Raw genomic sequence first — 15,886 nt, 5'->3', positions numbered from 1 at the left:
TTGGCCTGCGCAGGATGAGAGGAAACGGCGGGCCGTCGGCGGCCCGCGCGGCTTGTCGACACGACGCCGCGGCGGCCGTGACAGGCGCCAAGCCGGAGGATAGTCCGCCGCAATGGCCGTGCAGAGACACAATCCCGGCCGAATCGCAGGAATACAGTTCGCCGCCGCGCCGCAGCATGACGATGCGCGCCGCGGCCATCATGCGAGCCATTGCGCGAAATCGTAGTACGGCACCGCGTCGCCGCGCGCGATCGCGCGGCCGGCCGGCAGCCGGGCGATGCCGCCCGCGTCCGCGAGCGAGCACAGCGTGCCGGCGCCTTGCTGGCGCAGCGTATCGAGCATCGGCAGCCCGTTCGATGCAACGCCGCATCGCACGCGGATGAAGCGCTCGCGCGCGTCGTCCGCTTCGATGTCGGCGCCGATCGGCAGCGACGGCGCGAGCGGCAGGCGCTCGTCGCGCCCCTGCAGGCAGCGGATCAGCGGCGTGACGAGCAGCGCGAACGCCGTCAGCGCGGCGCCCGGATTGCCGGGCAGCAGCACCACCGGCTTGCCGTCGAGCCGCGCGAGCGCGACGGGCTTGCCGGGCTTCATGCGCACGCCGGACAGCACGAACGACGCGCCGAGCGCGGTCAGCGCGGGGCGCACGAGATCCCGGTCGCCGACGGACGCGCCGCCGACGCACACGATCAGGTCGCAGCGCGCGTGCAGGTCGCGCAGCGCGCGGTCGATCGCGTCCGCCGTATCGCGCGCATGCGTGCTCGCCGCGACGATCGCGCCGGCGCCCGCGACCAGCGCGGCCAGCATCGGCGCGTTGCTGTTGTAGATCTGCTGCGGCAGCCGGGGCTGGCCGCACGCGACGAGCTCGTCGCCGGTCGTCAGGATGCCGATGCGCAGCGCCGGATGAACGTCGACGCAACCGATGCCCTGCGCGGCGATCATCCCGACATGCGCGGGCCGCAGCCGCACGCCGGCGGGAATCAGCACGCGGCCCGCCTGCAGTTCCTCGCCGCGGCGGCGGATGTGCGTGCCGCCACGCACGTCCGCATCGAACGTCACGTGCCCGTCGCGTTCCTGCGCGTCTTCCTGCATGACGACCGTATCCGCGCCGGGCGGAATCAGGCTGCCGGTGAAGATGCGCGCCGCGGTGCGCGGCGCGAGCGGCAACGGCGCATCGCCCGCATAGCAGCGCTGCGCGACGGGCAAGGGCGTGCCGTTCGCGAGTTCGGCGTGACGCACGGCGTAACCGTCCATCGCGCTCTGGTCGGCGCTCGGCTGGTCGAGCACGGCGACGAGCGGCGCGGCCAGCACGCGGCCCGCTGCGTCGGCGGTCGGCACGGACGTCGCGGCGAGCGGCCGCGCGAACGCGTGCGCGAACTGTTGCTGGGCGGTTTCGAAGTCGATCGGTCGGGTCATCGTGGCGTTACTGTTCAAGGGCTGCCGGAGAGTGGGCCTGAGCGGCCGGGGCGGTGTATTCGACGAAGCCGTCGCCGCGGCAGAAGCCGAGCAGGCGGATGCCAGCTTCGCGCGCGACGGCGATCGCGAGCGAGGTCGGCGCGGAGATCGTCGCGACCATCGGGATGTCGAGGCGCGCGGCCTTGCGGACGAGCTCGTAGCTGGCGCGGCTCGACAGGAACACGAAGCCGTCGCGCGTGTCCGCGCGGCGCTTCGCGAGCTGGCCGATCAGCTTGTCGAGCGCGTTGTGCCGGCCGACGTCCTCGAAGACGTCGATGACCGCGCCGTCGCGGCTGCACCACGCGGCCGCGTGAATCCCGCCGGTGTCGCGCATCAGCACCTGGTGCGCAGGCAGCGCGCGAGACGCGCGCTCGACCGCGTCGGCGCCGATGCCGGCCGCGGCGCCCGCGTGACGGATCCGTGACGGATGCAGGTCCAGTTGCTCGATGCTCTCGATGCCGCACACGCCGCAGCCGGTGCGGCCGGCCAGCGCGCGCCGTCGCGCCTTCAGCGCCATGAACGCCTGCTGGGCGACGGTGAGGCGCACCACGGCGCCGCTTGCCGTGCACGCGCTCTCGATGTCGAAGACGTCCGACGCGCGCTCGACGATGCCTTCGCTCAGCGCGAAGCCGAGGCCGAACACGTCGAGGTCGATCGGCGTGGCCATCATCACGGCGTGCGAAATATCGTTGAACACGAGGGCGACCGGGCACTCCTCGACGACGCGGTCGACGACCTGTGCAAGGTCGCCGTGACGATGGCGCGTCACGTCGCACGCGACGCTGCCGACCGGCTCGACTGGAAGGGCGCATGGCTGCATGAAAGATCCCCTGAATTTCGACAGGCGGCCGAACGATCGACGCGCCGATGGATGACGAGACCCGCGACGGCCGTCGCGCAAGCGCGCCGAGCGCCCGGAACCCGAATCCGCTGCCAGCTTACGGGCGTTCGGCCGGGGCGCGCGTGCACAGCCCGGCGACCGAAAAAGCAGTACAGATGGCGGGCGCGACGCGAGGCGCCCCGGTTTTACATGCACACCTCACGAAGGGGGCAACGAGCACAGTTCGCAACAGCGAGTGAGTGATTGCGAGCGGCATTCGAAACGCGATATCGTCGTTTCGCCTCGATGCCGGCACCTGCGATTCACATGCGATCGCCGGGCCGGCCACAGGGGCGGCTGTCGGGCCTCGCGGGGATTTCCTGCTTCGGGCGGACGTCTTCACAATCACGACCACACAACGATCATGGAAATCTTCGATGCATTCCACCTGGCGCGGCTGCAGTTCGCGTTCACGGTGTCCTTTCATATCGTGTTCCCCGCGATCAGCATCGGCATGGCGAGCTTTCTCGCCGTGCTCGAATGGCGCTGGCTGGCCACGGGCGACGCCGCCTACAAATCGATGTTCCAGTTCTGGTCGAAGATCTTCGCGGTCGGCTTCGGGATGGGCGTCGTGTCCGGCGTCGTGATGGCCTACGAGTTCGGCACCAACTGGAGCGGGTTTTCCCGGATCGCCGGCAACATCACCGGGCCGCTGCTGACGTACGAGGTATTGACGGCGTTCTTCCTCGAAGCCGGCTTCCTCGGCGTGATGCTGTTCGGCTGGAACCGCGTGAGCCCGCGCGCGCACTTCTTCGCGACGCTGATGGTCGCGGTCGGCACGCTGATCTCGACGTTCTGGATCCTGTCGTCGAACAGCTTCATGCAGACGCCGCAGGGCTACGCGATCCGGGACGGCATCGTCGTCCCGGTCGACTGGATGAAGGTGGTGTTCAATCCGTCGTTCCCGTACCGCCTCGCGCACATGACGATCGCGGCGTTCATCGTCGCGGGCTTCATCGTGGCCGCCTGCGGCGCGTGGCATCTGCTGCGCGGCCGCCGCGACGAGCCGGTCAAGCGCAGCTTCTCGATGGCGCTGTGGATGCTCCTGCTGCTCGCGCCGGTGCAGATCGTCGTCGGCGACGCGCACGGCCTCAACACGCGCGAATACCAGCCGGCGAAGATCGCGGCGATCGAAGGGCTGTGGGAAACCGAGAAGGGCGGCACCGCGCTCAACCTGTTCGGCCTGCCCGACATGAAGGCGGAAGTCACGCGCTACGCGGTACAGGTGCCGCACCTCGGCAGCCTGATCCTCACGCACAGCTGGAGCGGCGAGATCCGCGGGTTGAAGGAATTCCCCCCGCAGAACCGCCCGAACTCGACGATCATCTTCTGGACGTTCCGGATCATGGCCGGCCTCGGCATGCTGATGCTGCTCACCGCGCTGCTCGGCCTGCTGCTCAGAAAGGGGGGCCGTCTCTATGAAACGCGCTGGTTCCAGTGGTTCGTGTTGTGCATGGGGCCGTCGGGCATCGTCGCGCTGCTCGCCGGCTGGATCACGACCGAGGTCGGCCGGCAGCCGTGGACGGTGTACGGCGTGCTGCGAACCGTGGATTCGGTCGCGCCGCTCAGCGCGCAGCAGGTCGGCGTGTCGCTGCTGATCTTCGTGGTGGTGTACTTCCTCGTATTCGGAACGGGTGTCTACTACATGTTGAAACTGATGAAGCACGGGCCGGCCGCGAACGCCGGGTACATCGAACTGCACCGGCATCCCGGGCTGCGCAAGAGCGCGCTGTCCACGCCGCTCAACGTCACCGAAGCGGAGTAAGCGATGCACATCGATCTTCCTGTCGTATGGGCCGCGATCATCGGGCTCGGCGTGTTCATCTACGTGGTGCTGGACGGCTTCGATCTCGGCATCGGCCTGCTGTTTCCGTTCTTCGACGCGAAAGCCGAGCGGCAGGTGATGCTCGACACCGTCGCGCCGGTGTGGGACGGCAACGAGACGTTCCTCGTGCTCGGCGGAGCGGGGCTGTACGGCGCGTTCCCGGTCGTGTACTCGACGCTGCTGCCGGCGAATTACCTGCCGCTGATCCTGATGGTCGTCGGGCTGATCTTTCGCGGCGCGGCTTTCGAGTTGCGCGCGAAGGCAACGCGCACCCGGCATCTGTGGGATCTCGCGTTCATCGGCGGCTCGGCGCTCGCGGCGTTCTGCCAGGGCGTCGTGCTCGGCTCGCTGCTGCAGGGCATCAAGATCGCCAACGGCACGTTCGTCGGCGGCCCGTTCGACTGGCTGTCGCCGTTCAGCCTGTTCTGCGGGCTCGGCGTGGTCGCGACCTATGCGGCGCTCGGCTGCGGCTGGCTGATCCTGAAGGTCGACGGCGAGCTGCAGCGCAAGATGCGCGTGCTGATGAAGCCGCTGACGATCGTGCTGCTCGGCGCGATGGCCGTCGTCAGCCTCTGGACCGTGATCGGCCTGCCGGCCGTCGCGCATCGCTGGTTCGGCAGCGGCGACCTGGTGTGGTTCCTGCCGGTGCCGGTGCTGGTGCTCGTCTGCGTGTGGGGCATCTTCCACACCGTGCGCCGCAAGCACGAGGCGACGCCGTTCCTGCTGACGCTCGCGCTGTGCTTCCTCGGCTACACGGGCCTCATCATCAGCATCTGGCCGAACATCGTGCCGCCGTCGCTGACGATCTGGGACGCGTCGTCGAGCCATTCGAGCCAACTGTTCGCGCTGGTCGGCACGGTGATCGTGCTGCCGGTCATCCTCGTCTACAACGGGCTGCAGTACCGCGTGTTCCGCGGCAAGGTGCGGGAAGGGGACGGCTACCACCACTGACGCCCGGCAGGCGCAGGTACTGCCACGGGGACCCGCGTCGCAACGGCCGGGCCGCGCGACACTCGCACTCCGGCCCCGCCTCGCGGGGCCGTTTTCGTTACGCAGGGGCAACGCGGCCGCACCGCGACCCGAAGAGGCACCATCATGATCGTCAGACCGAGACAAAACTGGTTGCAGATGCTGTTCGTGTGGAACGGCTCGGTATTGCAATCGATCATTCCGCAGCTCGTCTTCATGGCGATCGTCAGCACGCTGGCGGTGTTCACGAACGGCCGCATCTTCGGCGAGAAGATTCCGCTCAACACGGCGCCATTCACGCTGTTCGGGCTCGCGCTGGCGATCTTCCTCGCCTTCCGCAACAACGCGAGCTTCGAGCGCTTCAAGGAAGCACGGCACCTGTGGGGCGACGTGCTGATCGCGTCGCGCACGCTGACCTCGCAGATGCGGCGCTATCTGCCCGACCACGTCGACGTGGCCGAGCGCAACCAGACGATCGACCTGCTGATCGCATTCGTCTATGCATTGAAGCATCAGCTGCGCAACACCGATCCGGCCGACGACCTGACGCGCGTCCTCGGGCGCGCGCGCACCGAAGCGCTGAGCGGCAAGGTCTACAAGCCGGTTGCGCTGCTCGACGAGATTCGCGGCAACCTGGCGCGGATGCTGGCGCGCGCGCCGGACGCCGGCACGACGCGCTGGATGGTCGACGAGCAGATCAACCGGCTCGGCAACGCGGTCGGCGGCTGCGAGCGGATCGCGTCGACGCCGATCCCGTTCGCGTACAGCGTGCTGCTGCACCGCACCGTCTATGCGTATTGCGTGCTGCTGCCGTTCGGTCTCGTCGATTCGACGGAATTCTTCACGCCGCTGATCTGCGTGTTCATCGCCTATACGCTGATCGCGCTGGAGGCGATCGCCAACGAGGTCGCCGAGCCGTTCAGCACCGCGCCCAACGCGCTGGCGCTCGACGCGATGGCCAGGACGATCGAGCGCTCGGTGCTCGAGCTGTGCGGCGCCGAGCTGCCGAAGGAGGTCGCGCCGACGGATGCCTACCAGCTGACCTGACGCGCGGCGATCGCCGCCCGCGGTGTGCGAAAGGAAAAAATGGCGCGTCAGAACTGACCTGACGCGCCATTTATCATGTCCGCGGCCCGCGGCATGAACCCTCGCCGCGAGCCGTCCGCCGTCAGACGGTAGCCGAGCGCGTCACGCGCACCGGCACCGACTTGTACGACGGCGTGCCGCTTTCCTTGTCGATGTAGTCGAGCGGCACCAGCACGTTCGCTTCCGGATAGTACGCGCCGACCGACCCCGGCGCGATGTCGTACTCGATCGCGGTGATCTTCTCGAGGCGCCGCGTCCGGCCCGACGGCGTGACCGTCTCGATGTCGACCAGGTCGCCGTGCTCGAGCCCGTACTTCGCGAAGTCCGCCGGGTTCATGAACAGCACGTCGCGACGCCCGAACACGCCGCGATATCGATCGTCCAGCCCGTAGATCGTCGTGTTGTACTGGTCGTGGCTGCGCAGCGTGATCAGCCGCAGCACCTGCTCGGCGCCGAGCACGTCCGCGTCTTCCTTCACGCCCTTGTACACCGAGAACATCGCCTTGCCGGTCGGCGTCGGCCACACGCGCTCGGTCGGCGGCAGCGGCATGCGGAAGCCGCCCGGCGTGCGGATGCGTTCGTTGAACGCCTCGAAGCCCGGAATCGTCCGGTCGATCATGTCGCGGATGCGGTCGTAGTCGGCGATCGCGTCGAGCCACTGGACCTTGCTGTCGGGCAGCGTCGCATGCGCGATTCCCGCGACGATCGCAGGTTCCGAGCGCAGCTGCTCGGACGCAGGCTTCAGCTTGCCGGCCGACGCATGCACCATCGACATCGAATCCTCGACCGTCACCGATTGCGGGCCGCTCGCCTGGACGTCCAGTTCGGTGCGGCCGAGGCACGGGAACACGTAGGTTTCCTTCGCGACCAGCAGGTGCGAGCGGTTGAGCTTGGTGCCGACGTGGACGCTCAGGTCGAGCTTGCCCATTGCGGGGAACGACTGCTCCGGATCGGGCAGCGCCACCGCGAAATTGCCGCCGAGGCACAGCAGCGCCTTGGACGTGCCGTCGATCATCGACTGCATCGCCTGGACCGCATCGTGCCCGTGGTGTTGCGGCGGGGTGAAGCCGAACACCTCCTCGAGCTTCTTCAGGAATTCCTCGGACGGCTTTTCGGTGATGCCGACGGTGCGGTTGCCCTGCACGTTCGAGTGGCCGCGCAGCGGGCAGATGCCCGCGCCGGGCTTGCCGAAGTTGCCGCGCAGCAGCAGCAGGTCGGCGATCAGGCGCACGTTGGCCGTGCCCTTGTTGTGCTGGGTGACGCCCATCCCGTACGTGACGATCGTCGCGTTCGATTTCGCATACGCGAGCGCGACCTGTTCGAGCTGCGCCTGGCTGAGGCCGCTGGCCCGCTCGATGTCGTCCCACGGCGTCGCTTCCAGGTCCGCCGCGAACGCGTCGAACCCTTCGGTATGCTCGGCGATGAACGCGTGGTCCAGCACGTTGCCCCGTTCGGCCTCCAGCGCGAGCAGCGCCTTCATGATCCCCTTGAGCGCGGCCGCGTCGCCGCCCGCGTCGACCTGGAAGTACGTCGACGCGATCCGGGTCGAGCCGAACGACGCCATCTCGATCATGTCCTGCGGGTCCGCGAAGCGTTCGAGCGCGCGCTCGCGCAGCGGATTGAACACGATGATCGGCACGTTGCGCCGCGAGCACTCGTGCAGCGTGCCCATCATCCGCGGGTGGTTGGTGCCGGGATTGTGGCCGATCGAGATGATCAGCTCGCACTTGTCGAAGTCCTCCAGCGACACCGTGCCCTTGCCGATCCCGATCGATTGCGGCAGGCCGACGCTGGTCGGCTCGTGGCACATGTTCGAGCAGTCGGGGAAGTTGTTGGTGCCGAGCTCGCGCGCGAACAGCTGGTACAGATACGCCGCCTCGTTCGATGCGCGGCCGGACGTATAGAACTCGACCTGCTCGGGCGGCAGGCCGCGCAGCACCTCGCCGATGCGCGCGAACGCGGCGTCCCATTCGACCGCGCGGAACGTGTCGGTCGCGCGATCGTAGACGAGCGGATGGGTGAGCCGGCCCATGTTCTCCAGCTCGTAGTCCGACATGCGCAACAGCGACGACACGGTGTTCGCCGCGAAGAACTCGGGCGTCACGCGCTTGCTCGTCGCTTCCCACGTGACGGCCTTCGCGCCGTTCTCGCAGAACTGGAACGTGGACTTGTGTTCCTTGTCGGGCCACGCGCAGCCCGGGCAGTCGAAGCCGTCGGGCTGGTTGGTCCGCATCAGGATGATCGGCGCCTCGATGGCGTCCATCTGCGTCCGTACGGCATCGGCCGTGGCGCGAAGCGCGCCCCAACCGCCCGCGGGCCCGTCGTACTTCCTGATACCTGGCACTTCGCGTCGATTTGTCATGTGAATGCTCCGTGAGCCGTTCCGGGCAGGCCGGATCGCGGCTCGGGTTAGGCCGCGTGGCGGCCGGGTTCGGCGCCGCCGCGCGAGGGCGGGGCGGCGCCAGCGGCGCGTGCGGGCGCGCGCGCCGTGTTCTGGCACGGTGCAGTGCAGGGCAGTGCTTCGGGGAGCCCACTGCATCACGTTGATTGCGTCAAAAAATAGCGGATCGACGGATGCCATCCAAGACACAGTTGGCAGTGTCGTGGCGCGCGAATTGCACCCCTGTGCAAGGGGCGGCCTCACTGAATGGGAGTACAGACGAATGCGCTCGGGTGGAAGGGGGCGAGTCCGGAGGCGATCCGGCAGCCGCATCGGGAAGCGGTGATACTCGGGCAACCGCCCGGCCCGGGACGCGCCCGCGATGCCGTGGCGAGACGCCGGGCAACGCGGGACGGGAAGGGGGCGTCGGCGTCAGCGGTTCATGCCGAGCCGCTGGCGCGATCCGTTGATCGTCAAACGGCCGCTTGCTGCGGCTCCACCGCCACCGATGCTTCGCTCGTCAGCATCAGGAACGTGAACGTTTCGCGCAAGTACAGATGCACGACTTCGTCGTTGTGGCTACGGTAGCCGATCGACACGTCTTCACCGAGATGCAGCGCAAAGTCGCCGCCGCGCGTCGACAGCACGCAGCCGCCGCTGAGCGCGGGCGCCCACACGATCTCGCCGCTGACGATCCGCTTGATGTGATCGAGGACCGGATAGCCATGCTCGCGCGCCTCGGCGAGCGCCGTGTACGCGTCCGCGCCGAGCAGCACGGAATAGGGGCCGTCGACGCCCGCGAGCCGCAGCGCCTCGAGTGCGTCGCCGATCGCGCCCGGGTATGCGCCGACGTCGCTCGGCAGCGCGATCTTGCGGTTCGACGTCGCTTCGCGGATGCCGACGATGCCCGCGGCCGAATAGCCGTCGAAGATCGCGCTGTCCTCGACGAATGCGAGGCGCTGCGCGGCGTCCTTCGCCGGCTGCCAGTCGGCGTCGCGCGCGCCGCGCTCGACGGCGTCGATTGCATCGCGCCGCAGTTCGAACGGCACGGTGAATTCGACGAGCGCCTTGACCTCGCGCAGCTTCGCGCCGACGCGCTCGCGCGGTGCGGCGATGGTGTGCAGGTGGCCCGTGCCCACGCCCGACAGCTCGACGCCGCCCGGCTCCTCGACGTCGACGACGCGCCGGCCGGCGACCGAGCGCTTGAAGGTGCGGGCCACTTCCTCTTCGATTTGCGCCCAGGCGGCTGCGGAGATGGGCGCGAGTTCGCGGTGCAGGTTATTCATGCGGGTGGGTTCCTTTGAGCGATCCGATTTTCAGCGAGCCGTTGGAAGCCGGCTCGGTCGACGGGGAGGTGGCCGGCGGAACGGCATCGGCGGCCGGTGCGGCGCGCGTTGCGAGCGCGTCGAGCAGGTCGGCCGACGGCACGAAGAACAGCGACCCCGTCACCGCGCGGCTGTAATCGAGCAGCCGGTCGTAGTTGCCGGGCGGTCGGCCGACGAACATGTTCTCGAGCATCTGTTCGATCGGAGCGGGCGAGCGCGCATAGCCGATGAAGTAGGTGCCGAACTCGCCCGCGCCGGGACGGCCGAACGGCATGTTGTCGCGCAGGATCTTCACCTCCTCGCCGTTCTCGACCAGCGTCGTCAGCGAGCTGTGCGACGACGACGGTTTGACCGCGGCATCGAGCTCGATGTCCGACAGCTTGGTGCGGCCGATGATGCGCTCCTGCGTTTCGACCGGAAGCGCATTCCATCCGGCCATGTCGTGCAGGTACTTCTGCACGATCACGTAGCTGCCGCCGGCGAATTCGGGGTCCTCGTCGCCGATCACCGTGAAGTCGACCGCTTCGCGCCCGTCCGGGTTTTCGGTGCCGTCGACGAAGCCGATCATCGCGCGCTGGTCGAAATTGCGGAAGCCGTGCACTTCGTCGACGAACTGCACCGCGTCGCCGAGGCGCCCGACCAGCTGGGTCGCGAGTTCGAAGCACAGATCCATCGCGTCGGCCCGGATGTGCAGCAGGATGTCGCCGGGCGTCGAGACGGCGACGCGCTGCCCCGCGCCGAATTCGCGAAACCGATGCAGCGACGCGGGCCGCGGCGCGCCGAACAGCGCATCCCAGGCGTCGGCGCCGAAGCCGCACACGCACGACAGGTTGCCGGACGGCACGCGCTTGCCGACCGAGCGGACGAGGGCGGCGATGTCGCCGCACCACGCGCGGATCGTGTCCGCGTGGTCGGCGCCGGGATGGAGGGTCGCGACGAGGAAGATCGCGTTGCGGGTCGGCGGGCTGTGGACGTTCTGAGGGGAGGGAGGGTTTGTCTGCATCGGGTGTGTCGGTGTTATTGGTGCCGATACGATACGCGGGTTGTTGAAATGCTGCTTTGCGAAAGCGTATCGGAGAAGTGTGACAGGCGTCTGTTCTCGATTGCGACATGCGCGAGCGCCGCATCGCAGGATATCGATGCGAAAGCAATCTATCAGCTTCGGTGCGACTTTGGAACACGAATCGCCGATCTGTTATTCGAATGCTTGATTGCCGCCGGATTGGAGTACAGACCGGCGGCAGCTGTGCTCTTGATGGCAGCGCGTCGCGTGAAGTAGATTAGGGCCGCTGCCATCAGGCAACGGGCGCGACGACGAAGCGGCCGGAAGCGATGCGCGGTTATGTCGCGGTGGTCGGGCAAGGCAGCCTGTCGGGCTGGCGCGCAGGTTGATCCGGATAACGAATCGATGATTATGTCGTCGCCGATAGGGAAAGTAAGGATGCCGATTCACTTTTTACGCAGTTCAACACCTTGAATACACTGAATACCTCTCGGCCGCTGGCCACCGCGGCAGACCGCATTCGCCGGCGTTTCGACCGCTTTCTTCATGCGGCCGAACTTGCCGGGCTCGTGGTGATCGGTCTCGCGACTTCGTTCGCGATGGGGCAGGAAGCCTGGAAGGTCGTCGTGGCCGGCGCGGTTTCGTTGACGGACCTGCTGCTGATGTTCCTGTATCTGGAAGTGCTCGCGATGACCGTGCGCTACCTGCGTCTGGGGCGGTTGCCGGTGCGCTTCCCGCTCTATATCGCGATGACGTCGCTCGCGCGGGACCTGATCCTGCGCGGCGTGACGGACAGCCCGGAACACATGCTGATGACGACGCTCGGCATCGTGCTGCTTGCCGTGGGCGTGCTGATTCTGCGGTTCGGGCAGCATCGGTATCCTGCCGAGGCGGATGAGGCCGATGATGCGCCGGGTGGGCGGTAGCGTGGCGCGGACGCTGGTTGCGGATCTTAATGAATAAAAAATCGGCGATTTGTGTTGCTCGCAGGCGTTTTTGTATTTTAAAACAATCGCCAAGAAAAATAACATACTGGCGTGGCTCCAGCATTCCTGTATAGCCCGTACAAGGACGCGACGATTTCGATGAACTGGAACACGAACGTCATCTCGTCGAACGTCACGGGCCAGATGAGCCCGGTGCTGTCGGTGCTTCCGAGCAACGTTCGCGCGCTGACGCTCGCGTTTGCAACCGGCGAATGCGGCAGCGAGAACTGGGCGGGCGTCGACGGTGGCGCGCTGGCCGCCGCAAATGTGCCGCTGTTCACCGCGGCCAATGTGAATTATGTGATTTCGACAGGCGGCGCAGCGGGTTCGTTCACGTGCGGTAGCGATGCCGGCATGGCGACTTTCATCAATCGTTACGCATCAAATAACCTCGTCGGAATCGATTTCGATATCGAGGCAGGGCAGACGCAACAGGTGATTAACGATCTGGTGCAGCGCGTGGTCGTGGCCCAGCAGAATTATCCCAATCTGCGTTTCAGCTTCACGCTGGCGACACTTGCCCCTTCGCAGCCGGGAGCGGTTATGGCCAGTTCGTGGGGCGCAAGCGCACCGGACAGCTTCAACATCTACGGTGATTGGGTGATGCAGGCTATCCAGACGTACGGCCTGAAGAACTACATGATCAACCTGATGACGATGGACTACGGTTCGGCGGGGCCGGGGAACTGCGTGGTCGCGAACGGTACCTGCCAGATGGGACAGTCGGCCATTCAGGCGGCCATGAACCTGCACGATCACTGGGGCGTACCGTACAGTCAGATGGAGCTGACTCCGATGATTGGCGGCAACGATGTGGCCGGTGAAACTTTCACGCCTGCGGATGCTGACACTACGGCCGCGTTTGTGAAACAGAACGGGCTCGTGGGTGTCCACTTCTGGTCGTTTGACCGTGACGTCGATTGTCCACCCGGTGCCGCATCGTCGACGTGCAACTCCATCGGCGGCGTTGGCACCCTTGGTTATACGAACCGGTTCGCCAGCGATCTTGCGTCTGGCAGATGATGCGGGGCACTTGAACGGACGATTGATTGATGCGGTACGGGTGGCGGGCGCACTGGCTGCGGCACAGAGCGGTGCGCCAGGCTTTCGTTATGTTCGCCGCAGTCCTGTGTACAAGATTTAACATAATCTCAATTATCAACATTAAATCGTGTAGCGGCTAAGTTGTAATGTCCGTTTCTGGCTAAGTTCAAATGTCCGCTTTCGTGCCGCGTAAGCTATTCGGCCGCCGGTTGTCCGGCGCCGGGAGCTTCGATGGCTGCGACAGAACGGATCACGATGACGATGCGCGAGCTGGACAGATTCAAAGTCATTCAGGACGTGGCGGACGGCAAGCTCAAGCCGTGGCGCGCGGCTGAGCGACTGGGGCTGACGACGCGGCAGATTCGGCGACTGGTCGGCCGACTGCGGGAGCACGGACCGCAAGGTCTCGTGTCGCAGCGGCGCGCGAAGCCCAGCAACAACCGATTGGACCCGGTGACAGCCGACCGGGCACTCTCGATCATCCGCGATCGCTACGCCGATTTCGGGCCGACGCTGGCCTGCGAGAAGCTATACGAATGCCACGACATTCGGCTGGCCAAGGAGACGGTGCGGCGGCTGATGACGGATGCCGGCTTGTGGGTGCCGCGCCGGCAGCGCCCGCCGAAGGTCTATCAGCCGCGGGCGCGCCGGGCGTGCCTGGGCGAGCTGATCCAGATCGACGGCAGCGAACATCGATGGTTCGAGGAGCGGGCGCCGCAATGCACGCTGCTGGTGTACGTCGATGACGCGACCAGTCGGCTGATGATGTTGCACTTCACGGCGACCGAATCGACCTTCAGCTACTTCGAGGCGACGCGCGCGTACATCGAATGCCACGGCAAGCCCGGTGCGTTTTACAGCGACAAGGCCAGCGTGTTCCGCGTCACGACGCCAGGCAAGACGGGCAATCGCGTGACGCCATTCGGCCGCGCGATGTACGAGCTGAACATCGACACGTTCTGCGCGAACAGCAGCCCGGCCAAGGGGCGCGTCGAGCGTGCCCATCTGACGCTGCAGGACCGGTTGGTGAAGGAACTGCGACTGCGCGGCATCAGCACGGTGGCGGACGCAAATGCGTATGCGCCCTCCTTCATGGCGGCCTACAACGCCCGGTTCGCGAAGCCGCCGAAGAGCGACTTTGACGCGCACCGGCCGCTGCGGACTGACGAGAGCCTGGATCTGGTGCTCACGTGGCGTGAGCCGCGGAAAGTGACGAAGTCGCTGACGGTGCAATACGACCGCGTCATGTACCTGTTGGACGACACGCCGGAGAATCGGAAGCTGATCGATCGAGTGATCGAGGTCTGGGAGTATCCGGACGGACGCATCGAACTACGGGCCGATGGCCGTGTGTTGCCCTACAGGCAATACGACCGACTGGCCGAGATCGATCAAGCCGCAGTCGTCGATCACAAGCGCTTGAGTCACGTGCTGCAAGTCGCGCAAGCGATCCAGGCGCAACGCGATAACAGCCGAATCGGTAAAGCTCCATCCCGAGCAAATCGGGGCGACTCGACCAGGACCGATCGCAACAAACCTCAGCCGGGCAAGAAGAAGCAACGTGAGTTTACTCAGGCTGACGTCGAACAGGTGATTGTGGATCTGGCTCAACGCAGACAGACACAGCAGCAACCGAACAAACCAGGCCGTCGGTCTGCGAAGGACCGTGGCACAGACGTGAGCGCCCTGCCCGTTCAGACGCCGTCCTTCGACACGGCGTAACGCTCAAACCGAGGAACAACAGGCAGCCAAACCAACCGTAAAACCGGACATTTCTAAATAGCCAGGAAGCGGACATTTGAGAATGGCTTTGACAAATCGCGGAGCCCATCAGATTCGACCCTAGTTAATTTCCCTTTTATTTCAACGCAGTACCGAAACACCTAGCCAGCAATCTTATGTGTGTCCAGGATCGCCGCACGCGACACCTAGCCCATGATGCTGACGCCGCCGTCGATGAACATGGTGTTTCCTGTAATTCGCCGCGCGTACGGCGTGGCGAGATAGGCGCAACTGAAACCGACATCCATGATGTCGACCAGTTCGCCAAGCGGCGCCCGCTCAACCGCTTCATTGAGCAGCAAATCGAAATCCTTGAGCCCCGACGCGGCACGCGTCTTGAGCGGCCCCGGCGAAATCGGATGAACGCGAATGCCGCGCGGACCAAGCTCGTGCGCGAGATATCGGCACGTCGCCTCGAGCGCCGCCTTGACCGGCCCCATCAGATCGTAGTTCGGCACGACCCTGGAGGCACCCAGATAGCTCATCGCGAACAGCGTTCCGCCCTGATCCATCAACGGTACGGCGAGTCGCGCCATGCGAATGAACGAGTGGCACGACACATCCATGGCCGTTGCGAACCCCTCCGCCGAGCTGTTGATCAAACCGCCCTGGAGATCCGCCTTGGGCGCAAATGCAATCGAATGTACCGCCGTGTCGAGTCGCCCCCACGTCCGGCGAATCGCGTCGAACAATGCGTCCATTTCCCCCTGCTTCGACACGTCGAGCGGCATCACGAGTGCCGCTCCGAGTTCACGCGCAAGCGGCTCGACATACGGACGGGTCTTGTCATTCGCATAGGTGATCGCCAGTTCCGCACCCAGCTCGCGAAATGCTCGCGCGCATCCATAGGCGATCGAATGCTCGTTCGCGATGCCGAGGATCAGCGCCTTGCGCCCCTCGAGCGGCAAGTTCGGGATCTTCTCCATTCAGGCTCCCAGTAGATCAAGGGTATGCGACGCGATCATCCATTCTTCATCGGTCGGGATGACCCGCACCGAGACCAGGCTGTCGCGCGTGCTGATACGTGGCCCATGGCGCGCATTCGAGGACGGATCGAGCGACACGCCGAGCCATGCCGCCGCACGACAGCCGCGCTCGCGCACAGCGGCCGCATGCCGCCCTCTTCCTCGACCGAAACGATCCTCGCCGACGGC

Annotated in this window: 12 protein-coding genes and 1 pseudogene; 6 read left to right on the top strand and 7 right to left on the bottom strand. The window is 66.1% G+C overall.

The features are described 5' to 3' along the window. Positions 1–198: 198 nt before the first annotated feature. Positions 199–1,413 carry a molybdopterin molybdotransferase MoeA gene (locus KY49_RS07915; protein WP_042584080.1) on the bottom strand — a complete coding sequence of 405 codons (1,215 nt, stop codon included), beginning with the start codon at positions 1,411–1,413 and terminating at the stop codon, positions 199–201. A gap of 7 nt (positions 1,414–1,420) precedes the next feature. Beyond that, complete coding sequence (fdhD, locus tag KY49_RS07910; protein ID WP_042584079.1) at positions 1,421–2,272, bottom strand: formate dehydrogenase accessory sulfurtransferase FdhD; 852 nt, start codon at positions 2,270–2,272, stop codon at positions 1,421–1,423. A 424-nt stretch (positions 2,273–2,696) separates the two neighbouring features. On the opposite strand from fdhD, the gene KY49_RS07905 reads away from it, so the two are divergent. From KY49_RS07905 to KY49_RS07895, 3 genes are all read left to right on the top strand, one after another. Continuing rightward, a complete protein-coding gene (locus KY49_RS07905) occupies positions 2,697–4,097 on the top strand; it encodes a cytochrome ubiquinol oxidase subunit I (protein ID WP_042584078.1) in 1,401 nt (466 codons plus the stop codon). Positions 4,098–4,100: 3 nt separating this feature from the next. Then, positions 4,101–5,108, top strand: a complete 1,008-nt coding sequence (gene cydB, locus KY49_RS07900) for a cytochrome d ubiquinol oxidase subunit II (RefSeq protein WP_042584077.1) — start codon at positions 4,101–4,103, stop codon at positions 5,106–5,108. Between the two features lie 144 nt (positions 5,109–5,252). Then, the gene (locus KY49_RS07895; RefSeq protein WP_042584076.1) at positions 5,253–6,173 is read left to right on the top strand and encodes a bestrophin family protein; all 921 of its coding nucleotides are present in this window, start codon (positions 5,253–5,255) and stop codon (positions 6,171–6,173) included. A 121-nt stretch (positions 6,174–6,294) separates the two neighbouring features. Here the strand turns inward: KY49_RS07895 and KY49_RS07890 are convergent, their stop codons facing one another. From KY49_RS07890 to KY49_RS07880, 3 genes are all read right to left on the bottom strand, one after another. Then, entirely contained in the window at positions 6,295–8,574 is a 2,280-nt protein-coding gene (locus tag KY49_RS07890) for an FdhF/YdeP family oxidoreductase (protein WP_042584075.1), read from the bottom strand. Between the two features lie 491 nt (positions 8,575–9,065). Beyond that, positions 9,066–9,878, bottom strand: coding sequence for a family 1 encapsulin nanocompartment shell protein (locus KY49_RS07885; protein WP_042584074.1), 813 nt, complete (start codon positions 9,876–9,878; stop codon positions 9,066–9,068). Then, positions 9,871–10,920, bottom strand: a complete 1,050-nt coding sequence (locus KY49_RS07880) for a Dyp-type peroxidase (RefSeq protein WP_042584073.1) — start codon at positions 10,918–10,920, stop codon at positions 9,871–9,873. Before KY49_RS07880 ends, KY49_RS07885 begins: the two co-directional genes overlap by 8 nt. Positions 10,921–11,399: 479 nt before the next feature. Here KY49_RS07880 and KY49_RS07875 point away from each other — a divergent pair, with 479 nt between their 5' ends. From KY49_RS07875 to KY49_RS07865, 3 genes are all read left to right on the top strand, one after another. Further along, entirely contained in the window at positions 11,400–11,846 is a 447-nt protein-coding gene (locus KY49_RS07875) for a phosphate-starvation-inducible protein PsiE (protein WP_042584621.1), read from the top strand. A gap of 159 nt (positions 11,847–12,005) precedes the next feature. Next, the gene (locus tag KY49_RS07870; RefSeq protein WP_231636355.1) at positions 12,006–12,929 is read left to right on the top strand and encodes a glycosyl hydrolase; all 924 of its coding nucleotides are present in this window, start codon (positions 12,006–12,008) and stop codon (positions 12,927–12,929) included. 252 nt (positions 12,930–13,181) lie between these two features. Further along, positions 13,182–14,672, top strand: coding sequence for an ISNCY family transposase (locus KY49_RS07865; RefSeq protein WP_042584071.1), 1,491 nt, complete (start codon positions 13,182–13,184; stop codon positions 14,670–14,672). Between the two features lie 206 nt (positions 14,673–14,878). Here the strand turns inward: KY49_RS07865 and fabI are convergent, their stop codons facing one another. Together fabI and KY49_RS35240 are read right to left on the bottom strand one after the other, a co-directional pair. Then, entirely contained in the window at positions 14,879–15,658 is a 780-nt protein-coding gene (gene fabI / locus KY49_RS07860; protein WP_042584070.1) for an enoyl-ACP reductase FabI, read from the bottom strand. After that, positions 15,659–15,856 (bottom strand): annotated as a pseudogene (locus tag KY49_RS35240) (acetate/propionate family kinase); the annotation flags it as partial. Between the last annotated feature and the right edge of the window lie 30 nt (positions 15,857–15,886).

The sequence above is a fragment of the Burkholderia sp. MSHR3999 genome, assembly GCF_000833595.1.
GTDB lineage: Bacteria > Pseudomonadota > Gammaproteobacteria > Burkholderiales > Burkholderiaceae > Burkholderia > Burkholderia ubonensis.
The sequence above is the reverse complement of the archived record's forward strand: the minus strand, read 5'-3'. Positions and strand labels throughout refer to the sequence as shown.